Source organism: Kitasatospora sp. NPDC006697 (genome assembly GCF_042869935.1).
GTDB lineage: Bacteria > Actinomycetota > Actinomycetes > Streptomycetales > Streptomycetaceae > Kitasatospora.
In genome coordinates, this window is sequence record NZ_JBIAGU010000033.1 from 63,644 (window position 1) to 84,068 (window position 20,425).

Here is a 20,425-nt window from a genome sequence, read left to right on the forward strand (position 1 = left end):
GCCACCGGCTCCGCGGGAGGCGCCGACCCGCGTGATCCGGCCGAACCGCGGCCCTCCGGACGCCCTCTCCCGGGGGGATTCCCGCGGCCCGCCCGCGCACTAGGCTTCGCCGTAGATGGCCCGCACCACAGCAAGCGGGCCCGCAGATACTGGAGTCACCACAGTGACCGACGTACGCACCGAGTCCGTGACGCACCCCGCACCAGGCGTGCTGAGCCGGATCTTCCGTACTGAGCAGGACGGCGTCCCGGGCGACGGGCACGAGCAGGTCGTGCTCTGCCACGACCGCTCCACCGGCCTCAAGGCGATCATCGCCATCCACTCCACCGCGCTGGGCCCGGCCCTCGGCGGCACCCGGTTCCACCAGTACGCCTCCGAGGAGGAGGCGCTGGAGGACGCGCTGCGGCTCTCCCGCGGGATGAGCTACAAGAACGCGCTGGCCGGCCTGGACCTGGGCGGCGGCAAGGCCGTGATCATCGGCAACCCGGCCGCCAAGGCCGAGGGCGGCGACAAGTCCGAGGCCCTGCTGCGCGCCTACGGCCGCTTCGTGCAGTCGCTGGCCGGCCGCTACTACACCGCCTGCGACGTGGGCACCTACGTGCAGGACATGGACGTGGTGGCCCGCGAGTGCGACTGGGTGACCGGCCGCTCCCCGGAGCACGGCGGCGCCGGCGACTCCTCGATCCTGACCGCCTTCGGCGTCTTCCAGGGCATGCGCGCCTCGGCCCAGGCCCGCTGGGGCCAGCCCACCCTGCGCGGCAAGCGGGTCGGCGTGGCCGGCGTCGGCAAGGTCGGCCACTACCTGGTCGGCCACCTGGTCGCGGACGGCGCCACCGTGGTCGTCACCGACCCGTTCGAGGCCGCCGTCAACCGGGTCCGGGCCGCCCACCCGGACGTCGAGGTGGTCGCCGACACCAAGGCCCTGCTGGCCTCCGCGCTGGACGTGTACGCCCCGTGCGCGCTCGGCGGCGCGCTGGACGACGAGACCGTGGCCCGGCTGAGCGCGGCCGGCACCACCGTGGTCTGCGGCGCGGCCAACAACCAGCTGGCCCACCCGGGCGTGGAGAAGGACCTGGCCGACCGCGGCATCCTGTACGCGCCCGACTACCTGGTGAACTCCGGCGGCGTGATCCAGGTGGCCGACGAGATCGACGGCTTCAACTTCGAGCGGGCCAAGAACAAGGCCACCAAGATCTTCGACACCACCCTGGAGATCTTCACCCGGGCCGCCGCCGACGGCATCCCCCCGGCGGTCGCCGCCGACCGGCTGGCGGAGCGCCGGATGCGGGAGATCAGCACCCTGCGCACGATCCTGTTGCCGGGCGCACGCCGGGGCTGACGCTCCGTGACTCCGGCCGCATCACAATGTGGACCCGGATTGCGGCACATCCCCCGATCGGGCGCCCCCGGCGCCACGGTCGGGGGATAATCGGTGCCGGAACGACGGTCCCGGCCCACTCCCCGGGTGCCCTGGGTTCCCCGGAATTCCCCGTCCGACCAGGAGGGTCCTGGTCCCGCGGGGCGACAGTGCGCGCCACGTCACACCGGCGACGTACCGTCCGGGGGCGGAAACAGGTACCGTTGATGCTCCAAGGGACGGCTCTCCCGATTCGGGCAAGCCGCTCCTGATCATGAACACGTGTCAGACTCGGGGCCGTGAGCCCCATCGTTGAGGGGGTCGACCCATGGGGCGCGGCCGGGCCAAGGCCAAGCAGACGAAGGTCGCCCGCGAGCTGAAGTACAACAGCGGCGGCTTCGACGCCAACCGTCTGTCCAGCGAGCTGGGCGTAACACCCGTTGTTCCCGTCAACCCTGAGCCGGTTGACGACGAGGACGACGAGGACGACCCCTACGCCGCCTACGCGGACTACTACAACGACGACGAGGACGACGAGGAGGAGGCCGACGCCGGCCACCACCAGTCCCGCCGCCGGGTCTGACACCACGCCCTGACCGGTCCGAGCGCACTGCGCCGGGCCGGTTTTCGGCGTGCTCCGGGCCGGGGAGCCGGCCGCAAACGCGTCGAGCGGACCCCGGCGGGGCCCGCTCGACCGGGTCGGTTACTTGGCGTAGTCGCCGTAGAGCGCCGCGCCGTCCGCGTGCTCCGCGCCGCGGTCCACGATGTCGCCCAGCAGCCAGGCCTCGACGCCGCGGTCCTCCAGGATCGCCAGCACCACGTCCACCGACTCCGGCGGCACCACGGCCACCATGCCGATGCCCATGTTGAGGGTCTTCTCGATCTCCAGGGTCCGCATCCGGCCGACCTCGGCGACGGTCTGGAAGACCGGCAGCGGGGTCCAGGTGCCGCGGTCCAGCCGGGCGTGCAGGTGGTCCGGGATCACCCGGGCCAGGTTGGCGGCCAGGCCGCCGCCGGTGACGTGCGAGAAGGCGTGCACCTCGGTGGCCCGGGTGAGCGCCAGGCAGTCCAGCGAGTAGATCCGGGTCGGCTCCAGCAGCTCCTCGCCGAGGGTGCGGCCGAACTCCGGCACCTCGCGGTCCAGCTGCCAGCCGGCCTGGTTCAGCAGCACGTGCCGGACCAGCGAGTAGCCGTTGGAGTGCAGGCCGGAGGCGGCCATCGCGATCACCACGTCGCCGGCCCGGACCCGGTCCGCACCGAGCAGCTGGTCGGCCTCGACCACGCCGGTGCCGGCGCCGGCCACGTCGTACTCGTCCGGCCCGAGCAGGCCCGGGTGCTCGGCGGTCTCGCCGCCGACCAGCGCGCAGCCGGCCAGCACGCAGCCCTCGGCGATGCCCTTGACGATCTGGGCGACCCGCTCCGGGTGGACCTTGCCGACGCAGATGTAGTCGGTCATGAAGAGCGGCTCGGCGCCGCAGACCACCAGGTCGTCGACGACCATGCCGACCAGGTCGTGGCCGATGGTGTCGTGCTTGTCCATCGCCGCGGCCAGCGCGACCTTGGTGCCGACCCCGTCGGTGGCGGAGGCCAGCAGCGGGCGCTCGTAGCGCTTGAGGGCGGAGATGTCGAACAGGCCGGCGAAGCCGCCCAGGCCGCCGACCACCTCGGGGCGGCTGGTCTTCTTCACCCACTGCTTCATGAGCTCGACGGCGCGGTCGCCCGCCTCGATGTCGACTCCGGCGGCGGCGTAGGTGGCACCGCTCTCGTTGCTGGTCACTGCGTGCGGCCCTCTCGGGTCAGGTGGGGGATGTCGCTGAGAACGGCGGGGCCCCGGGTTCCGGGGCCCCGCCGCGTGGTCCTACGGTCGGCGCAGCGCGTCGGCCGCCCCGTGACCGCCGAGCAGGGACTGCACCCCGTCGAGGTCGGAGGTCGGCTTGCCCCGGGTCGCGGGGGGCTGCTGGCTGCCGGCGATCTCGGCCTCCAGCAGCAGCTTTCCGAGCAGCGCCGGGTCCGGCAGCTCCATCGGGTACTCGCCGTCGAAGCAGGCCCGGCAGAGCCTCTCCTTGGGCTGCTTGGTGGCCTCGATCATGCCGTCGATCGAGATGTAGGCGAGCGAGTCGGCACCCAGGGTGCGGCCGATCTCCTCCACCGTCATGCCGTTGGCGATCAGCTCGGCCCGGGTGGCGAAGTCGATGCCGAAGAAGCACGGCCACTTCACCGGCGGCGAGGAGATCCGGATGTGCACCTCGGCGGCGCCCGCCTCGCGGAGCATCCGGACCAGGGCGCGCTGGGTGTTGCCGCGGACGATCGAGTCGTCCACCACGACCAGGCGCTTGCCGGCGATCACCTCGCGCAGCGGGTTGAGCTTGAGGCGGATGCCGAGCTGGCGGATGGTCTGGCTGGGCTGGATGAAGGTGCGCCCGACGTAGGCGTTCTTCACCAGGCCGGCGCCGAACGGGATGCCGCTGGCCTCGGCGTAGCCGATCGCGGCGGGGGTGCCGGACTCGGGGGTGGCTATCACCAGGTCGGCCTCGACGGGCGCCTCGGCGGCCAGCCGGCGGCCCATCTCGACCCGGGAGAGGTAGACGTTGCGGCCGGCGATCGAGGTGTCGGGCCGGGCCAGGTAGACGTACTCGAAGACGCAGCCCTTGGGCTTGGCCTCGGCGAACCGCGAGCTGCGCATGCCGTTCTCGTCGATCGCGATCAGCTCGCCCGGCTCCACCTCGCGGATGAAGGAGGCACCGCAGATGTCGAGCGCCGAGGTCTCCGAGGCGACCACCCAGCCGCGCTCCAGCCGGCCGAGCACCAGCGGGCGGATGCCCTGCGGGTCGCGGGCGGCGTAGAGGGTGTGCTCGTCCATGAAGACCAGCGAGAAGGCGCCGCGGACGCTCGGCAGCACCGTGCGGGCGGTCTCCTCGATCGACAGGTCGGGGTGGCCGGCCAGCAGGGCGGTCAGCAGGTCGGTGTCGTTGGTCGCGGCGGTGCGGCCGGAGCGCGAGACGTGCTCCTCGCCGGGCAGCTCGGCGACCATCGCCGCCAGTTCGGCGGTGTTGACCAGGTTCCCGTTGTGACCGAGCGCCAGCGAACCGTGCGCGGTCGCCCGGAAGGTCGGCTGGGCGTTCTCCCAGACCGAGGACCCGGTGGTCGAGTAGCGGGCATGTCCGACGGCGATATGCCCGTGCAGCGACCCCAGGGAGGCCTCGTCGAAGACCTGGGAGACAAGTCCCATGTCCTTGAAGACGAGAATCTGGGAGCCGTTGCTCACTGCGATACCGGCGGATTCCTGACCGCGGTGCTGCAGGGCATAGAGGCCGAAGTACGAGAGCTTGGCGACCTCCTCGCCGGGAGCCCAGACCCCGAAGACGCCGCAAGCGTCCTGGGGGCCCTTCTCGCCGGGAAGGAGATCGTGGTTGAGTCTTCCGTCACCACGTGGCACGCCTTCGAGTCTAGGGCAGTGAGCAGCGGCTTCGTCAGCCGGGAGCGCCCCGGGCCTGGCCGTTTGACCGACGACGCGCGTAGAACCGGCCCCTTACCACAGCAGCGGGCCAGGCCGGGCGGGGGTTCGGGGCGGCCCCGGTGACCTCGCTCACTTCCGGGCCGCGCGGTGGCCGGCGGATGGACTCCGGGTGGCGGGCCGGCCGTGGACGGCACCGGCCGCGTGCCAGTCAGGCCGCGGGGAGCACCAGGCGCCAGGCCGCCGGGTGGGCGGTCCAGGTCCGGGCCGGCACCGGCCCGGCCGGGCAGCCGTCGGCCTCGTAGCCGAAGGCCGGGCCGGCCACGGTGACCTGGGAGGCCCGCACCCGCAGCAGGGTGCGGCCCGCGCCGGCCGCCCGGACCAGCACCTCCGCCGCCTCCGCGCCGACCGGCAGCCGCAGCGCCACCAGCCGGGGCGGGCGCCCGCCGCCGCCCAGCTCGCGGCCGTCCGCCTCGATCCGCAGCTGCTCGCCCAGGTGCTCCACCTGCTCGGCCGTAATCAATTTCGCCCAGAGCGAACGCCACCCACTCGGATGGGCCTGGCGCCGGCCGGGAATCCGCACCTCGCCGAGCACCACCCCGTCCCCGTCGTCCAGCAGCAGCCCCAGCTGCCGGGGCACCCCGGCCAGCACCGCCCGGGCCGCCGCCACCGGCTCCACCGGAACACCGAGCGAACGGGCGATGGCCACCTCGCGTCCGCTGCCCACCGGCACCAGGCCGACCGGTCCGGCCGCCAACTCGCCCTGCTGGTGCAGGGCCTGGACCACTCGCTGGAGCGCCAGGTCGGAGCCGACCACCACCGGGCGGCGCCGGCCGCGGTGCGAGAGCACCCGGTCCAGCTCGGCGGCGCTCTCCGGCAGAACCACCTTCACGTCCGCCCCGCCGGCCAGTACGTCCCGGGCGATCCGCACCGCCTCGCCGTCCGCCGCCTTGGCGGCCGGGTCGAGCAGCACCAGCAGCGGTGCGGTGCCGGGGGCTCCGGCGGCGTCGGGGGGCTGGGGGGCGGGCGTGGACTGGGACGACACGACCGGTCCTTCCTCAGGTAATCTCTCGGTGCAAGAGCCCCTTGCGCTATTGCGCCAGGGGCTTCGTCTATCTCGGGGCAGACTGCGGCCTACGCAGGATGCCCCAACCGGAAGGGGTGTACGCCTGTGCCGGCACTCGTGCTCGTTGGTGCCCAGTGGGGAGACGAGGGCAAGGGGAAGGCCACGGACCTCCTCGGCGGTTCCGTCGACTACGTCGTCCGCTACCAGGGCGGCAACAACGCCGGTCACACGGTGGTCATCGGCGACCAGAAGTACGCCCTGCACCTGCTGCCTTCCGGCATCCTGAGCCCCAACGTCGTGCCGGTGATCGGCAACGGGGTGGTGATCGACCCGGGCGTGCTGCTCTCCGAGCTGGAGGGCCTGAACGACCGCGGCATCGACACCTCCAAGCTGCTGATCTCGGGCAACGCCCACCTGATCACGCCGTACCACCGGACCCTGGACAAGGTGACCGAGCGGTTCCTCGGCAAGCGCAAGATCGGCACCACCGGCCGCGGCATCGGCCCCGCCTACGCCGACAAGATCAACCGGATCGGCATCCGGGTCCAGGACCTCTTCGACGAGTCGATCCTGATCCAGAAGGTCGAAGCGGCGCTGGACCACAAGAACCAGATCCTGGTCAAGCTCTACAACCGCCGCGCGATGCCGGCCGACCTGGTGGTCCAGGAGTACCTGGGCTACGCGGAGAAGATCCGCCCGTTCCTCGCCGACACCACGCTGGTGCTGGACGAGGCGCTGAAGGCCGGCAAGGTCGTGCTGCTGGAGGGCGGCCAGGGCACCCTGCTGGACGTGGACCACGGCACGTACCCGTTCGTCACCTCCTCGAACCCGACCTCGGGCGGCGCCTGCACCGGCTCCGGCATCGGTCCCACCAAGATCGACCGGGTGATCGGCATCCTCAAGGCCTACACCACCCGGGTCGGCTCGGGCCCGTTCCCGACCGAGCTGCTGGACGCGGACGGCGAGGCGCTGCGCCGGATCGGCGGCGAGCGCGGCGTGACCACCGGCCGGGACCGGCGCTGCGGCTGGTTCGACGCGGTGATCGCCCGCTACGCGACCCGGGTCAACGGCCTGACCGACTTCTTCCTCACCAAGCTGGACGTGCTCACCGGCTGGGAGCAGATCCCGGTCTGCGTGGCGTACGAGATCGACGGCCGCCGGGTCGAGGAACTGCCGTACAGCCAGACCGACTTCCACCACGCCAAGCCGGTCTACGAGTACCTGCCCGGCTGGACCGAGGACATCAGCGCGGCCCGCACCTTCGGCGACCTGCCGAAGAACGCGCAGGCCTACGTGAAGGCGCTGGAGGAGATGTCCGGCGCCCCGATCTCCGCGATCGGCGTCGGCCCCGGCCGGACCGAGACGATCGAGATCAACTCCTTCATCTGAGCGGTGCCTGCGAGAGGCCCCGGGCGGTACGCCGCCCGGGGCCTCTCGCTTGCCCTGGATCGATTGAACTAGTTCAATCGATCATTGCGTCTAGTGCAAATGGCCGCTACCGTGGCGCTCATGAGCGCGAAGACCCCCGTTCCCGTCACCCTGACCGGCCGCCACGTCCGACTGGAGCCGCTGGCCCCCGAGCACACCGCCGACCTGTTCGCCGCCGCCGGGCGGGACGAGGAGGTGTTCCGCTGGCTGAGCTGGGCCGAACCGCAGACCGAGGCCGAGATGGCGCGGATCGTCGACTCCTACCTCGGCGAGGCGGGCTGCGTCGCCTTCGCGGTGGTCGCCACCGGCGGCGACGCGGCGCGCGCGGTGGGCATCACCTGCCTCTTCGACGCCAACCCCGCGCAGGAGTGGGTGGAGATCGGCGGCACCTGGTACGGGCGCTCGTCCTGGCGCACGGCGGTCAACACCGAGTCCAAGCTGCTGTTGCTGGAGCACGCCTTCGGCGAGCTCGGCATGGGCCGGGTGATGTGGAAGACCGACCACCTCAACGAGCGCTCGCAGAACGCGATCCGCCGGCTCGGCGCGCAGTACGAGGGCACCTTCCGCCGGGCCCGCCGCCGCAAGGACGGCAGCTGGCGGGACAGCGTCTACTTCTCGATGCTCGCCGAGGAGTGGCCGGCGGCGCGGCAGCGGCTCAGCGAGGCGCTGCTCAGCCGAGGGTGAGCACGACCTTGCCCCGGGTGCGGCCGCTGCCGACCAGCTCGAAGGCCTCGCCCACCCGGTCCAGCGGCAGCTCGGCGGAGACCTCCACCCGCAGCAGGCCGCGCTCGGCCAGGTCCAGCAGCCCGAGCAGGCCGATCTGGTCCGGCTCGACCAGCACGTCGGTGATCCGCTTCCCGGTCCGCGCGGCCTCGGCGGCGGCGGCCGGGTCCACCCCGCTCGGGACGGCCACCAGCAGCCCGCCCTCGCGCAGCACGGCGAGGCTGCGCAGCTGGTGCTCCGGGTCGCCGATGTTGTCGACCACGACGTCGATGTCGCCGACTTCCCGCTCGAAGGGCCCGGCGGTGTAGTCGAGCACCCGGTCCGCCCCGATCTCGCGCAGGAACCCGTGCTTGCCGGCGCTGGCCGTCCCGACCACGTAGGCGCCGCGGGCCTTGGCGATCTGCACGGCCAGGTGGCCGACCCCGCCCGCCGCCGCGTGCACCAGCACCCGCTGGCCCTCGGTCACCCGGGCGGTGTCCACGATGATCTGCCAGGCCGTCAGCCCGGCCAGCGGCAGGCCGGCCGCCTCGGCCACCGTCAGCGCCTCCGGCCGGCGGACGAAGTGCCGGGACGGCGCGGTGACGTACTCGGCGAAGCCGCCGGCCAGCGCGGGGAACCGGGGCATGCCCAGCACCTCGTCGCCCGGCCGCAGCGTGGTGACACCGAAGCCGACCGCCTCGACGGTGCCGGCCACGTCCCAGCCCAGGGTGTAGGGCGGCTCGCCGTAGTACCAGGCCAGGCCCTCGCCCCGGCTGGTCTTCACGTCCACCGGGTTGATCCCGGCCGCCCGCACCCGGACCAGCACCTCCGCCGGGCCCGGCTCCGGCCGCGCCACCCGCGCGGTGCGCAGCACCCCGGGCGCGCCGAAGGCGTCCTGGGTGACCGCCGTCATCTCGTTCGTCTGCTTCGTCTGCTTCGTCTCGTCCGTCATGCCGCCAGCCTCGCCCGGTCCGCCGCGGCCGGGACAGACGGCACCTCCAGGTAACCGGTGGAATAGCCCGCGCCGCCGGCCCGGTTGCCGCAGTCATGACCGCTGCCGCCGCCCCGGACGAGGACCGCTGCCCCTGCCGACCGCTGCTGGACCGCCTCGGGGACCGCTGGTCGGCCCTGCTGCTGGTCACCCTGCAGGAGGGCCCCAGCCACTACGGCGAGTTGGAACGCCGGATCGGCGACATCAGCCGCAAGGTGCTCACCCAGACGCTGCGCAGCCTGGAGCGCGACGGCCTGGTGCTCCGCACCGTGCTGGCCGGCACCGTGGTCCGGGTCAGCTACCGGCTGAGCCCGCTGGGCGAGAGCCTGGCCGAACCGCTCACCGCGATCCGGGGCTGGATCGACCGCCACCAGCCCGAGGTGACGGCCCACCAGCTCACCTACGACGCGGCCCGCTCCGCCGTCCCCGGCGTGACCGAGCTGCGCCGCCGTCACCCCTCCTCGACCAGGTGGTCCACGCAGACCGCCACCGCCAGCAGCAGGCCGGCGTCCGCGCCGTCGGCGATCCTCACCCCGTAGCTGTCCCGCACCCGGAACCACTGGCGGGAGATCTCGGCGATCCGGTCGCCGTGCGACTCGATCCGGTAGTCCTTGTCGATCAGGTTGCCGTGGATCTCCAGCTCTCCGCCGTCCCGCAGCTCCACGTGGTACTTGTCCCGGAACGGCGTGAACAGCTTCTTGCGCACCGTGGCGACCACCTCGCCCCGGGAGTCCTCGATCTTCATCGCGTCCCGCACGGTGAGCGCCTTCTCCTTGATCACCGCGACCACCCGCCCGTCCCGGTCCTTCAGCTCGAAGGTGTCCCGCAGCCGCAGCACCTTGGCGTCCACCAGGAACGCCTTCTCGCCGTGCTCGTCCTCGATCCAGAAGTCCTCACCGATGGTGAACAGCTTCTCCCGCACCTGGTACTTCATGCCGGCCTCCGCCCGTCGCCTGGGTTTCCCGGTCCGGCCTATCACCGCCCGGGCCCGGCGGAGCGGTGCGACACGGGGTCAGGTCAGATCCCAGAGCAGCCGGTAGTAGGCGGTGCGCTCCGGGTCCGGCTCGACCCCGTAGGCCTCCAGCAGCGGCAGCTCCCAGCCCGGGCCGTAGTTCCACTGGGTGCTCCAGGTGGCCACGGCCAGGTCCGCCCACCGGTCCGCCAGGCCCAGGGCCCCGAAGTCCACGTGCCCGGCGCACCGCCCGTCGGCGCCGATCAGGGTGTTGGGCGCGCAGGCGTCACCGTGGCAGACCACCAGCCGGTCCACCGGCGGCGCCTCGGCCAGCAGCGCCAGCGCCCGCTCGGCGCTGCCGAGGTGGCGGTGGTCCGGATGCCAGTCCTCCGGCCCGCTCGCCGTCCGGACCCGGGCCAGCCGGCTCGGCACCGACCAGTCGAACGGGCACTCCCCGACCGGCAGCGCCTCGTGCAGCTCCCGCAGCCCGCGCCCGATCGCCCGCACCGCGGTGGCCGGGTCGCGCTTCCACTCGTCGAGCACCGCCATCCCGCCGGGGAGCGCGGCGGTCACCAGCCACTGCCCGGCGGTGTCCGCCCCCTGCTCCAGTACCCGCGGCACCACCGCGAACGCCCGCGCCCAGCGGAGCCGGACCGCCTCCGCCGCCAGGTCCAACCCGCTCCCCGCCGGCGTCCACTTCACGAACCGCTCCCCGACCCGGAACGTCAGCCCGCCGGCCTCGTTCTGCCACACCGCCTCCGCCGGCTCCCGGCCGGCCAGCGCCAGCACTGCCTCGGGCACCTCGACCGGCCCCTGCGGTGAATTCGCGAGCATCCGCCCATTCTGGCCACCGCTCCCGGGCCTGGGAACCGATTTTCCCGGCATGGGGTTGGATGGGGACATGGCTACTCGCGCACGTGTCCGGGCCCCCGAGCTGATCGGTGAGGGCGGCTGGCTGAATACCGGTGGCAAGGATCTGACCCTGGCGGACCTCAGGGGCAAGATCGTGATTGCCGACTTCTGGATGTCCTGATCCATTGAAGGAACTCCAGGGGAGAATCATCCCGTGCACCACCACACGATCTGTGACCTGTACCTCCGCCTCTCGCTGGACCGGGACGGCAAGACCGCCATCGACCGCCAGGAAGCCGACTGCCGCGCTTGGGCCGAGCGCAACGGGCTGACCGTCCGCAAGGTCCACATCGACCGGGGCCGCAGCGGATACAAGGACGTGAGCCGCAAGGGCTTCGACGCCGCGCTCACCGCTGTCACGTCCGGCGTGGTCGGCGTCCTCCTGGTCTGGAAGCTGGACCGCCTCTCTCGCAAGGGAATCGGCGAAGTCGGCACCGCGCTGGACGCCATAGGCCGTGTTGGCGGCCGTCTCGTCTCCGTGATGGACGGTCTCGACACGGCCAACGACAGCGCCCGGGTGACGATCGCCCTGCTCGCCGAGCTTGCCCGGTCGGAGTCGCGCAACATCGGCACCCGCGTGAGCAGTGCGAAGCGCTTCCTGCGCCAGCGGGGCCAGTGGATCGGCGGGCAGCCGCCCTACGGGCTCGCCGTGGACCCGGAGACGAAGAAGCTGGTGCACGACCCGGACACCGCCGTCTACGCTCGCCTGATCGCCGATGAGGCGCTGAGCGGCAAGGCCTTGGTGCACATCGCCCGCTTCCTCAACGAGCACGAGATCGAGTCGCCGCGCGGCGGCACCTGGAGTTCTTCCAGCGTCATGCAGTTGGTTCGCGCCCCGGCGTTCGCCGGCCTCATGCCGCAGACGGAGTACACCGAAGCAGCGGACGGAACGCGCAAGTACGGCAGCCGAGTTGTTCCCTATCGCGATCCCGAGACGCTGGACACTGTCAGCATCGGCGAAGGCATCATCACTCCCGGCGAGCGCGAGCTGATCGTCCGACAGCTGGAGTCACGCACCTTCCCGCATGCGGGCAAGAGGCACGGCCACAAGCAGGGCACAGCGCTTCTCACCGGTCTTGCCCGCTGTGCTCTGTGCGAGTCGCCGATGAGCCAGTCAGGAACCTCCTATGTCTGCGCCAACAAGCGCATGGGGCGTGGCTGTTCAGGTGTTACCGCGCGAGTCGAGAGCCTTGACGGCCACATCACCGACGCGTTCCTGAGCCGCCTTCCGGCACTGGAGCCGGAAGACCCGTTGCTGGCCGCAATCGCGCAGCGGTGGGTTCAGCGCAAAGATCCGGAAGTGTTCGCGAAGCGGGACGCCGTAGAGGCGGAAATCAGGGACGAGAGCGCCCGGCTGGCCGACCTGGAAGACGCTCGGTACGTCCGTGGTGAGTTCTCCGGCGTGGACGCGATCGAGCGGTACAACCGTCTCGCTGGGCGGCTGCGGGGCCGAATCGAGGGACTGCGCGCGAGCTTGGCAGCAATGCCGACCCCGACCGTTGACATCTCCCCGCTGTTGGACGGCGTGCTTCTCCAGGAGGCCTGGGAGGTGGATAGCGTGGCTGGCCGGCGCGACCGACTGAGGTTGGCCATCGACCGCGTGATCGTTAGCAAGGGCGAGCGGGGGAAGCGGTTCGTTGGCCTTGATCGGTGCGTCATCGAATGGGCCGACACGCCACCCGAGGACGCGTAGCCGCCGCAGCCCCGTCAGGCCACCGTGGTCCGGCGGGGCTTCTTCGCGGCCACAGACGGCCGCACAGGGTTTCGTCGGCAGCAGCGGAGATCGGGGCTCGGGTGACGAAGTGACGGTTCGGACCCCGTTTCTGGTTTCCCTATAGGTTTCTAGATGCATTCCCAGATTGGGGTTCGAACCGTCACTCGTCACCCCCGCAGTACGGCGCGCAGCCGAGGCGACACCAAGAGTTACATGGCCTGAATCGGCGCGTACATGATGACAGGGTTAGCGCCAAGCCGGACAGCGCCAAACGTCATGCCGTCATCTCTCGACACCCCCTCTGACCTGGTCTTTATGACGGTATGACGGTTCTAGACACACTTCAGGATTCCTATAGAAGCTTCTAAGGGATACCGGAACTGCCCTTCAAACCGTCATATCGTCATGGCGCGCGATTCCCGCCATCCACGGGGCATGGCACCGAGAGCTCCAGAGAGGCCGCGCACGGCCCAACGGCGGGGCGAGGGCGCGGAGGAATGCCAGGGGACCACCTACGAAGCGCGCAGGCGGTCCCCTGTGGCTTGCTGTGCCCTACTCGGCGGTCAGGGCCCGGTGCACGGTCCCCTTGCCGACCCCGAGCGCCTTGGCAATCTCCCCATAGGACTCACCGGCAGCCTTGCGACGCTGTGCCGCTGCAAGCATGTCCGGCGTCATGGCCTTGGGTCGCCCGCCGACGCGCCCCTGCGCCTTGGCGGCTACGAGACCGGCCTTCGTGCGGTCCTGGATCAGGCTGCGCTCAAACTCGGCCATGGCGCCGACCACCTGGAGCATGAGCCGTCCGTCCGGCGTGTTCGGGTCGATGCTGGCCAGTGCGCCGGTCAGGACCTTGAAGCCGACTCCACGCGCCGCAAGGGCGTCCACCGTGGTCACGAGGTCGATCAGGGAGCGGGCGAACCGGTCCAGCTTCCAGACGCACAGGGTGTCGCTGGGACGGAGGTAGTCCAGAACGGCGGCAAGCTCGGGCCGATCGGTGCTCTTGCCGCTGGCCTTGTCGGTGAAGACCCGGGCGCAGCCGGCTTCGGTCAGCGCGTCGTGCTGGAGCTGCGCCTCCTGGTCATCGGTGGAGACTCGGGCATAGCCGATCAGGTGGCCAGTAGCGGTCTTTGTCGTCATGCCTCGATCGTTCCAAAACTCGTTCCAAAACGCCAAGAGGTTTGGGCGTGTTCTGGAACGACTTTTGGAACGACTTCGGGACTGGTTCGGTGGTTCGCAGGGGTCGTTCCACTAACCATCGTTATCGGAACGTCGGAATGTGCACCCTGGCCGTCACTGGCTACCGTCAGCCCCTGGCTGGCTCTGAGGCTGTTGCCCTGCGTCGCCCAAGCCGCACTCGCTGGCGATGCGTTCCAGATCCGCCGACCAGGGAGATCCGACCATGAGGTCGTTGAACGCCTCCACGCCGAAATAGAAGAGCATGAAGGCCATGTAGGGCGAGAGGACGCTAGGGTCCGGAGTGCTGCCGAAGTGGGGCGTGTCGTGCAGGATGACAGCCTCCTGAGATGAGTCCTCGAAGAAGGCGCGCGCTGCCGTCAGCCCTGCGTGGGAGAGCTGTGTCTCGCTGGTCCAAATCTCCAGCAGGCCATGCCCGAGCCGTGCCAACAGCTTGGCAGTCAACGAGTATTGATTCGCAGCGTTGGGCGGGATCTCTGCTGCTGCGACGGCGTCTGCCGAGGCGGCCACCTCGTCGTCGTAGGTGAAGACACCGCCCTCGTCCACAGACTTGCGCAGCTTGCTGTGCGTGTACTGGAAGGCCTTGTTCATCGAATCCACGGCGCCATCGCCGTCCTTGGCAAGCCACTGGAGCTGCGCCATGTACTCGATCATCAGACGTCGGTTGGGAGCCGCCTCGTGCCCCAAGCCCTTGCGGTGCAGTAGGACAACTGCGCAGGCCTGACGTTGCAGGGCAGCAACCAGCCCCCAGGCGATGAGCGCTGGCCGCCGCTGTTCGGCAGGCGGAAAGAAGCCTGATACGTCCTGCTGAAGCAGGCTGGTGAGGGCTGCGTGCCCTCTCATTGCCGCATCGTTGCGTTGCTCGGGCGTGAGGTCCATGTCGAGAGCATCCCAGGCAGGCCGAGCACTCCGCTGAGATCGAGCAGGGCAGGGCGCGGGGCGGCCCCGAAGTGATGGAACCCCATCGCGCAGTGCACCAGTGCGGACGTATGGGGTACCGGGGGGTAGGTCAATCTCTGGGCGCATGAGCCTCGGGGACCCGGCCCCCATGCCCGGGCACACCGCCGCGAATTCGAGGGCATGGGGGTATCGGCGGATGGCGAGCAGCCAGAGTCCCGCTGCCGGCAGTTTCTAGGTGTGTCCGAGAACTTCCTGTACCTCGGGCACGTCGGCGTACTCCCTGGCAAGCCGAGCGAGCACCACCTTGGCGCGCTCCTGCGTGCGGTCGCTTCCGACGTCGGCAGACAGATTGATCATCCTCTGCGCTGTCGATGCCGCCGCCTCCGGCTCGTTCGCGTCGGCATAGGCCACTGCCAGCCACGACAGGTACAACGCCAACTCGCGAGCGTGCGTGGCGTCGTAGCGGGCGAGAACGTCAGTCAGCAAAGGGACGGCCCGGAGCGGGCGGTGAAGCTCCGTGAAACACCGGGCTTCCATGACTTGGAGTTCTCCACGGTCCACCCAGTAGAGCCAGGCTGGCGAGTCCTCCCCGTTCGCTTCGTCCATGGCGTCGGACGCTTCGCCCAGAGCCCGGATGGTGGGCTGGGCCTGCGCGGTCTTCGTACGCGCCCACGCCACCCGATCGGAGAACAAGGCGCGGGCCCGTGGTGGCGCGTCAGAGCCTGCTTCCTCGCGGGCTGCCTCCGCGAGGGTGAGCCCGTCACTCTCCCTGCCGATGTTGGTCCACTGGTAGGCCAGAGAGCCCATGAGGTTCCCGGCCAGCGTCCCGTCTGCGGCTTCTCGGGCGGCGGTGATCCCCAGCTTGTACGCGTCTTCGGCCGGCTGGTGCTGCCCGGCGTCCGAGGCGATCCAACCGACGATCTGCGCGAGTTCGCCGACGGCAATGAGGAGTTGCCTCCCCACGGCTTCGGTGAACGTGGACTCTCGGTGCAGCTTCACAGCTCGGTCCAGCTCGCGCTGAGCGGGGATGATCAGGTCGCGCCCGGCCAGCACGTCGTCAGCGAGCCGAAGGCCGTGCACCTTGGACATGAGGTCGGAGACCTCACTGGCACCGATCCTGCGGCCGGCGGCGGACCGTGTGGCGTCCAGAGCAGCGGACCGGGGCACCAGCTCGGCCAGCGTCCGGACGGTGCCGTCGAGAGCCGAGACGTCCACGCCGAGAGCCTTGGCAATGAACGGCAGCCAGACGGTTGGAGTGCGGCGACCGGTCTCCCATCGGTAGACGTCTACGCGGGTGAGCTTGTCCAGCGGCACCCGGGCCGCCTTGCAGATCTCTCGGGCCAACCGTCCCTGGCTCCACGTCAGGGCAGTCCGTAGCCGCCTGATTCGCTCCCCCACGGTCATGTTCTGCACCCTGGCATACACCGGGGCAGACGCGCGGCATCTCGGGAGAGAAACCACACGTTCCGATTCTGGTGGCATGACTGCGACTGACGGTAAGGCGCATGAGCCCTGCAAAACGTGCGAGAACCTGCGCCGCGAACTGGCCAGGGCCCAAGCCACGTTCAGACCGAAGATCCCCGGCGGCCGGTTCATCCCGGACGGCTCGGCCCTGACCGACGCCCGGGTGAAGATCCGCAAGCACGCTGCGGGGTGCCCGACGGCTCCCGTACTGACCGGGGAGGCGGCATGAGCGAGGAGCGGCGGCACCTGCCCGCGCACAGTGCCTGTGAGCCCGTCCCTGAGCAGCAGTCCGGTGAGGACGTGCCTGAGGTGGTCGAAGAGCCCGAGGAGGAGTCCGAGACCATGCAGCGGGTGCGAGCCCAGCTCGCCGAGGTGAACCGGACCCGGCGTCCCATCCCCCGGCCGAGCGGGTCCGTCCTCACCGGCCCCGCCGCGCTGAACACCTGGGCATCAGGCTCCTACGGCATCTGATCCGCCCATGGACTGTGGAAAGGCTCCCAGCGCGGGCCCAGCCCCGTCCGTGCGTCTCCCTGTGACGTGTGGGCGGGGCTTTCCCCGTCTTGGGAATTCAGGGGCGGTCACAGAGGCATGGGCGCCATACTGCCGATTCAGGCAGCAGCCGTCGGTGCTGCCACGCATCTCGGGAGGGAGCGGCCCACATGTTCGAGACCGTCGCCGGTCTACAGCCTGAGGTGGCCGAGCGCTTAACGGCCCTGGTCGAGGAGTGTCGCCCTGTTCTCGCGAGCAACGGCATGGAAGCCGTACAGGTTCTGCTGGTGGAACGCGGAACGGGCATCGTTCCGGCCGTCGCCATCACCAAAGCCCTGCTCGGCTGGGCAGACACCCCGCTCCTGGTGGCACGCGAGATCGTTGAGACCTCTACCGCTCGCGCCGTGACTGGTTGAAACCGACCTCCGGAATGCGGACAGCGCCCGTGAGGTTTGATTGGGGCATGTCTTCTCGTGCACGCGTACGCGCCCCCGAACTGGTTGGCGCAGGCGGATGGATCAACACCGGCGGCAAGGAACTGAGTCTGGCGGACCTCCGAGGTCGCATTTTGGTCCTAGACTTCTGGACCTTCTGCTGCATCAACTGTCTGCACGTCCTCGACGAGCTGCGGGAGTTGGAGGAGAAGCACCGCGACACCGTGGTGATCGTCGGCGTCCACTCGCCGAAGTTCGTGCACGAGGCCGACCACCAGGCCGTGGTGGACGCGGTGGCGCGGTACGAGGTGGAGCACCCGGTGCTGGACGACCCCAAGCTGGTGACCTGGAAGCAGTACGCGGTGCGGGCCTGGCCGACGCTGGTGGTGATCGATCCCGAGGGGTACGTGGTCGCGCAGCACGCCGGGGAGGGGCACGCGCACGCGATCGAGCGGCTGGTGGGTGAGCTGGAGGAGGAGCACGCCGCCAAGGGCACGCTGCGGCGCGGGGACGGGCCGTACGTGCCGCCGGAGCCGGTGGCCGGGGCGCTGAAGTTCCCCGGCAAGGCGGTGCGGCTGCCCGGCGGGTCCTTCCTGGTGGCGGACTCGGGGCACCACTCGCTGGTGGAGCTGGCCGCGGACGGCGAGACGGTGCTGCGCCGGATCGGCGACGGCGAGCGCGGGCTGGTGGACGGCGCCGCGCCCCGGTTCAGCGAGCCGCAGGGCCTGGCGCTGGTGCCCGAGGGCCTGGAGCTGGGCTACGACGTGGTGGTCGCCGACACCGTGAACCACGCGCTGCGCGGCCTGCGGCTGGCCGACGGCTCGGTGACCACGCTGGCCGGCACCGGCCGCCAGTGGTGGCAGGGCTCGCCGACCAGCGGTCCGGCCACCGAGGTCGACCTCTCCTCCCCCTGGGACGTCGCCTTCTTCGACGGCCGGGTCTGGATCGCGATGGCCGGGGTGCACCAGCTCTGGGCCTTCGACCCGGCCGCCGGCACCGTGGCCGTCGCGGCCGGCACCACCAACGAGGGCCTGGTGGACGGTCCCGCCGCCGAGGCCTGGTTCGCCCAGCCCTCCGGCCTGGCGGTCTCCCCCGACGGCTCCCGGCTCTGGGTGGCCGACAGCGAGACCTCCGCGGTCCGGTGGGTTTCACGTGAAACCGGCGAGGTGCACACCGCCGTCGGCACCGGCCTCTTCGACTTCGGCCACCGGGACGGCGCCGCCGGGCAGGCGCTGTTGCAGCACCCGCTGGGCGTCACCGCGCTTCCGGACGGCTCGGTGGCCGTGGCCGACACCTACAACCACGCGCTGCGCCGCTTCGACCCGGCGAGCGGCGAGGTGACCACGCTCGCCACCGACCTGCGCGAGCCCTCCGGCGCGGTGCTGGTGGAGGGGGACATCGTGGTGGTGGAGTCGGCCCGACACCGGCTGACCCGGCTTCGGCTGCCCGAGGAGGCGGTGCGGGTGGAGTCGGTCGCGCACCGCACCCAGCGCGCCGCCACCGAGGTGGCGCCGGGCACCCTGCGGCTGGACGTGGTCTTCACCGCGCCGACCGGCCAGAAGCTGGACGAGCGCTACGGCCCGTCCACCCGGCTGCTGGTCAGCGCCACCCCGCCGGAGCTGCTGGTCGCCGGCGCGGGCGCGGACAGCGCGCTCTCCCGCGAGCTGGTGCTCTCCGGCGAGCTGACCGAGGGTGTGCTGCACGTCTCCGCGATGGCCGCCTCCTGCGACGACGACCCGGAGATCGAGTACCCGGCCTGCCACGTGCACCAGCAGGACTGGGGCGTGCCGGTGAAGCTGGTCGCCGGCGGCACCACCCGGCTGCCGCTGGTGCTGGCCGGTATGGAGTGACGGAGCATGCGTGACGGCGGGTCGGGGAGCATCCCCGACCCGCCGTCATCGTGCGTGCCGCCGGGGCTCAGCCCTCCAGGAAGGACTTGATCGCCGAGGCCAGCAGGAACGGGTCCTCGGCCCCGCAGAGCTCGCGCGCCGAGTGCATGGAGAGCGCGGCGATGCCGCAGTCCACCGTGGTGATGCCGAGCCGGGCCGCGGTGATCGGGCCGATCGTGGTGCCGCAGGGCATCGCGTTGTTGGAGACGAAGCTCTGCCAGGGCACCCCGGCCCGCTCGCAGGCCGCGGCGAAGACGGCCCGGCCGACGCCGTCGGTGGCGTAGCGGTTGTTGACGTTGACCTTGAGGATCGGGCCGCCGTTGGGCACCGGGTGGTGCCCGGGCTCGTGCCGCTCCGAGTAGTTGGGGTGCACGGCATGCCCCATGTCGGAGGAGAGGCAGATGGTGCCGGCCAGCGCTCGGGCCCGGTCCTCGTCACTGCCGCCGCGGGCGAAGACGCTGCGCTCCAGCACCCGGCCGAGCAGCGGCCCCTGGGCGCCGGTGTCCGACTCGCTGCCGGTCTCCTCGTGGTCGAAGGCGGCCAGCACCGGGATGTACGGCAGCTCCTCGGTGCCCGGCGCGGCGGCCACGGCGGCCAGCGCGGCGGTGGCCGCGTGCACCGAGAGCAGGTTGTCCAGCCGCGGGGCGGCCAGCAGCTCGCGGTCCCGGCCCAGGTAGGACGGCGGCTGGATGTCATGGGTCATCAGGTCCCAGCCCAGCACCTCGGCCGGGTCCAGCTCGGCGCGCTCCGCGACGTACCGGATCAGGCTGCCCTCGTCCACCGGCCCGAGACCCCAGATCGGCGTCAGGTGGCGCTGCTTGTCCAGCTTCAAGCCGTTGTCGTTGACCTGCCGGTCCAGGTGGATCGCCAGCTGCGGCACCCGCAGCAGCGGCTCGTCCAGCTGCACCAGCCGGGTCGCCCCGCTGCGCAGCACCAGCCGGCCGGAGAGCCCCAGGTCCCGGTCCAGCCAGGTGTTCAACGGCACCCCGCCGTAGATCTCCACCGCCACCTGCCGCCAGCCGGCCGAGCCGGTGTCCGGCACCGGCTTGACCCGCAGGTTCGGCGAGTCGGTGTGGGTGCCGACCACCCGGAACGGAGTGGCCGGCCCCGCCGAGCGCGGCACGTACCAGGCGATCAGGGCCCCGCCCCGGATGACGTACCGGCCACCCGCCGTGCCCTCCCACGCGTCGGCCTCGGCCACCTGACGGAAGCCCGCCTTCTCCAGGCGCTCGGCGGCCTGGGCCACCGCGTGGTACGGCGACGGCGAGGCGGCCAGATACGCGATCAGGTCGTCGGTATGGGTCCGGTCGAAGAAGACCGGACGCTCGGCGTGCGACATGCTGCTCCTGGGTCGAGGGAATAGCGGAGAGCCGGTGGGGTGGGGCTTCCCCGGACGAGCATATGCCCGTACACCGACAGAACAGTCAAGGTTGGGTATCGCCCCCGTCCCAGCACAAGCCCCACCGCACGGCGCCCCGCCAC

Annotated in this window: 21 protein-coding genes; 11 read left to right on the forward strand and 10 right to left on the reverse strand. The window is 71.1% G+C overall.

Annotated features, from left to right (window positions below; translation table 11 throughout):
- Nucleotides 1–163: 163 nt before the first annotated feature.
- The gene (locus ACFYNO_RS33565; RefSeq protein ID WP_388021299.1) at nucleotides 164–1,339 is read left to right on the forward strand and encodes a Glu/Leu/Phe/Val dehydrogenase dimerization domain-containing protein; all 1,176 of its coding nucleotides are present in this window, start codon (nucleotides 164–166) and stop codon (nucleotides 1,337–1,339) included.
- Nucleotides 1,340–1,685: 346 nt separating this feature from the next.
- On the forward strand, nucleotides 1,686–1,940 hold the full coding sequence (locus tag ACFYNO_RS33570) for a DUF3073 domain-containing protein (RefSeq protein ID WP_388021300.1): 255 nt from the start codon (nucleotides 1,686–1,688) through the stop codon (nucleotides 1,938–1,940).
- 120 nt (nucleotides 1,941–2,060) lie between these two features.
- On the opposite strand, the gene purM is transcribed toward ACFYNO_RS33570, so the two are convergent.
- From purM to ACFYNO_RS33585, 3 genes are all read right to left on the reverse strand, one after another.
- Nucleotides 2,061–3,134 (reverse strand): phosphoribosylformylglycinamidine cyclo-ligase, encoded by a 1,074-nt coding sequence (gene purM, locus ACFYNO_RS33575; RefSeq protein WP_388021301.1) that lies wholly within the window; start codon nucleotides 3,132–3,134, stop codon nucleotides 2,061–2,063.
- Between the two features lie 81 nt (nucleotides 3,135–3,215).
- A complete protein-coding gene (purF, locus tag ACFYNO_RS33580) occupies nucleotides 3,216–4,793 on the reverse strand; it encodes an amidophosphoribosyltransferase (protein ID WP_388021302.1) in 1,578 nt (525 codons plus the stop codon).
- A 229-nt stretch (nucleotides 4,794–5,022) separates the two neighbouring features.
- Entirely contained in the window at nucleotides 5,023–5,856 is an 834-nt protein-coding gene (locus ACFYNO_RS33585) for a diacylglycerol kinase (protein WP_388021303.1), read from the reverse strand.
- Nucleotides 5,857–5,982: 126 nt separating this feature from the next.
- On the opposite strand from ACFYNO_RS33585, the gene ACFYNO_RS33590 reads away from it, so the two are divergent.
- Both ACFYNO_RS33590 and ACFYNO_RS33595 read left to right on the forward strand, forming a co-directional pair.
- The gene (locus ACFYNO_RS33590; protein ID WP_388021304.1) at nucleotides 5,983–7,266 is read left to right on the forward strand and encodes an adenylosuccinate synthase; all 1,284 of its coding nucleotides are present in this window, start codon (nucleotides 5,983–5,985) and stop codon (nucleotides 7,264–7,266) included.
- A gap of 120 nt (nucleotides 7,267–7,386) precedes the next feature.
- Complete coding sequence (locus tag ACFYNO_RS33595; protein WP_388021305.1) at nucleotides 7,387–7,989, forward strand: GNAT family N-acetyltransferase; 603 nt, start codon at nucleotides 7,387–7,389, stop codon at nucleotides 7,987–7,989.
- On the opposite strand, the gene ACFYNO_RS33600 is transcribed toward ACFYNO_RS33595, so the two are convergent.
- Complete coding sequence (locus ACFYNO_RS33600; protein WP_388021306.1) at nucleotides 7,976–8,959, reverse strand: NADP-dependent oxidoreductase; 984 nt, start codon at nucleotides 8,957–8,959, stop codon at nucleotides 7,976–7,978. The genes ACFYNO_RS33595 and ACFYNO_RS33600 overlap by 14 nt on opposite strands.
- A 95-nt stretch (nucleotides 8,960–9,054) precedes the next feature.
- Here ACFYNO_RS33600 and ACFYNO_RS33605 point away from each other — a divergent pair, with 95 nt between their 5' ends.
- Complete coding sequence (locus ACFYNO_RS33605) at nucleotides 9,055–9,537, forward strand: winged helix-turn-helix transcriptional regulator (protein ID WP_388021307.1); 483 nt, start codon at nucleotides 9,055–9,057, stop codon at nucleotides 9,535–9,537.
- Here ACFYNO_RS33605 and ACFYNO_RS33610 read toward each other — a convergent pair.
- Nucleotides 9,450–9,932 carry an LURP-one-related/scramblase family protein gene (locus tag ACFYNO_RS33610; protein WP_388021308.1) on the reverse strand — a complete coding sequence of 161 codons (483 nt, stop codon included), beginning with the start codon at nucleotides 9,930–9,932 and terminating at the stop codon, nucleotides 9,450–9,452. The two genes, ACFYNO_RS33605 and ACFYNO_RS33610, sit on opposite strands and share 88 nt — an antisense overlap.
- Nucleotides 9,933–10,010: 78 nt before the next feature.
- Nucleotides 10,011–10,784 (reverse strand): aminoglycoside 3'-phosphotransferase, encoded by a 774-nt coding sequence (locus tag ACFYNO_RS33615; protein WP_388021309.1) that lies wholly within the window; start codon nucleotides 10,782–10,784, stop codon nucleotides 10,011–10,013.
- A 67-nt stretch (nucleotides 10,785–10,851) separates the two neighbouring features.
- Between ACFYNO_RS33615 and ACFYNO_RS33620 the strand changes: the two genes are divergently transcribed.
- Nucleotides 10,852–10,983 carry a hypothetical protein gene (locus ACFYNO_RS33620; RefSeq protein ID WP_388021346.1) on the forward strand — a complete coding sequence of 44 codons (132 nt, stop codon included), beginning with the start codon at nucleotides 10,852–10,854 and terminating at the stop codon, nucleotides 10,981–10,983.
- A gap of 33 nt (nucleotides 10,984–11,016) precedes the next feature.
- A complete protein-coding gene (locus ACFYNO_RS33625; RefSeq protein WP_388021310.1) occupies nucleotides 11,017–12,555 on the forward strand; it encodes a recombinase family protein in 1,539 nt (512 codons plus the stop codon).
- Between the two features lie 573 nt (nucleotides 12,556–13,128).
- On the opposite strand, the gene ACFYNO_RS33630 is transcribed toward ACFYNO_RS33625, so the two are convergent.
- From ACFYNO_RS33630 to ACFYNO_RS33640, 3 genes are all read right to left on the reverse strand, one after another.
- On the reverse strand, nucleotides 13,129–13,710 hold the full coding sequence (locus ACFYNO_RS33630; RefSeq protein ID WP_388021311.1) for a recombinase family protein: 582 nt from the start codon (nucleotides 13,708–13,710) through the stop codon (nucleotides 13,129–13,131).
- Nucleotides 13,711–13,863: 153 nt separating this feature from the next.
- Nucleotides 13,864–14,646, reverse strand: coding sequence for a hypothetical protein (locus tag ACFYNO_RS33635; protein WP_388021312.1), 783 nt, complete (start codon nucleotides 14,644–14,646; stop codon nucleotides 13,864–13,866).
- Nucleotides 14,647–14,898: 252 nt separating this feature from the next.
- Nucleotides 14,899–15,981: a transcriptional regulator gene (locus ACFYNO_RS33640; RefSeq protein WP_388021313.1), complete on the reverse strand. Its 1,083-nt coding sequence runs from the start codon at nucleotides 15,979–15,981 to the stop codon at nucleotides 14,899–14,901.
- Nucleotides 15,982–16,147: 166 nt separating this feature from the next.
- Here ACFYNO_RS33640 and ACFYNO_RS33645 point away from each other — a divergent pair, with 166 nt between their 5' ends.
- From ACFYNO_RS33645 to ACFYNO_RS33660, 4 genes are all read left to right on the forward strand, one after another.
- Nucleotides 16,148–16,360 carry a hypothetical protein gene (locus tag ACFYNO_RS33645; RefSeq protein WP_388021314.1) on the forward strand — a complete coding sequence of 71 codons (213 nt, stop codon included), beginning with the start codon at nucleotides 16,148–16,150 and terminating at the stop codon, nucleotides 16,358–16,360.
- Nucleotides 16,357–16,602, forward strand: coding sequence for a hypothetical protein (locus ACFYNO_RS33650; RefSeq protein ID WP_388021315.1), 246 nt, complete (start codon nucleotides 16,357–16,359; stop codon nucleotides 16,600–16,602). Before ACFYNO_RS33645 ends, ACFYNO_RS33650 begins: the two co-directional genes overlap by 4 nt.
- A gap of 188 nt (nucleotides 16,603–16,790) precedes the next feature.
- On the forward strand, nucleotides 16,791–17,036 hold the full coding sequence (locus ACFYNO_RS33655) for a hypothetical protein (protein ID WP_388021316.1): 246 nt from the start codon (nucleotides 16,791–16,793) through the stop codon (nucleotides 17,034–17,036).
- 47 nt (nucleotides 17,037–17,083) lie between these two features.
- Nucleotides 17,084–18,904 (forward strand): NHL domain-containing thioredoxin family protein, encoded by a 1,821-nt coding sequence (locus ACFYNO_RS33660; RefSeq protein ID WP_388021317.1) that lies wholly within the window; start codon nucleotides 17,084–17,086, stop codon nucleotides 18,902–18,904.
- Between the two features lie 67 nt (nucleotides 18,905–18,971).
- Here ACFYNO_RS33660 and ACFYNO_RS33665 read toward each other — a convergent pair whose 3' ends face one another.
- Nucleotides 18,972–20,282, reverse strand: coding sequence for a M18 family aminopeptidase (locus tag ACFYNO_RS33665; protein ID WP_388021318.1), 1,311 nt, complete (start codon nucleotides 20,280–20,282; stop codon nucleotides 18,972–18,974).
- Nucleotides 20,283–20,425 lie beyond the last annotated feature (143 nt).

Coding starts and splice junctions, on each gene's coding strand:
- ACFYNO_RS33660 (WP_388021317.1), top strand. CDS start 17,084: ATGTCTTCTCGTGCACGCGTACGCGCCCCCGAACTGGTTGGCGCAGGC.
- ACFYNO_RS33620 (WP_388021346.1), top strand. CDS start 10,852: ATGGCTACTCGCGCACGTGTCCGGGCCCCCGAGCTGATCGGTGAGGGC.
- ACFYNO_RS33610 (WP_388021308.1), bottom strand. CDS start 9,932: ATGAAGTACCAGGTGCGGGAGAAGCTGTTCACCATCGGTGAGGACTTC.
- ACFYNO_RS33600 (WP_388021306.1), bottom strand. CDS start 8,959: ATGACGGACGAGACGAAGCAGACGAAGCAGACGAACGAGATGACGGCG.
- ACFYNO_RS33645 (WP_388021314.1), top strand. CDS start 16,148: ATGACTGCGACTGACGGTAAGGCGCATGAGCCCTGCAAAACGTGCGAG.
- ACFYNO_RS33615 (WP_388021309.1), bottom strand. CDS start 10,784: ATGCTCGCGAATTCACCGCAGGGGCCGGTCGAGGTGCCCGAGGCAGTG.
- ACFYNO_RS33635 (WP_388021312.1), bottom strand. CDS start 14,646: ATGGACCTCACGCCCGAGCAACGCAACGATGCGGCAATGAGAGGGCAC.
- ACFYNO_RS33665 (WP_388021318.1), bottom strand. CDS start 20,282: ATGTCGCACGCCGAGCGTCCGGTCTTCTTCGACCGGACCCATACCGAC.
- ACFYNO_RS33655 (WP_388021316.1), top strand. CDS start 16,791: ATGTTCGAGACCGTCGCCGGTCTACAGCCTGAGGTGGCCGAGCGCTTA.
- ACFYNO_RS33650 (WP_388021315.1), top strand. CDS start 16,357: ATGAGCGAGGAGCGGCGGCACCTGCCCGCGCACAGTGCCTGTGAGCCC.
- ACFYNO_RS33595 (WP_388021305.1), top strand. CDS start 7,387: ATGAGCGCGAAGACCCCCGTTCCCGTCACCCTGACCGGCCGCCACGTC.
- ACFYNO_RS33605 (WP_388021307.1), top strand. CDS start 9,055: ATGACCGCTGCCGCCGCCCCGGACGAGGACCGCTGCCCCTGCCGACCG.
- ACFYNO_RS33570 (WP_388021300.1), top strand. CDS start 1,686: ATGGGGCGCGGCCGGGCCAAGGCCAAGCAGACGAAGGTCGCCCGCGAG.
- ACFYNO_RS33630 (WP_388021311.1), bottom strand. CDS start 13,710: ATGACGACAAAGACCGCTACTGGCCACCTGATCGGCTATGCCCGAGTC.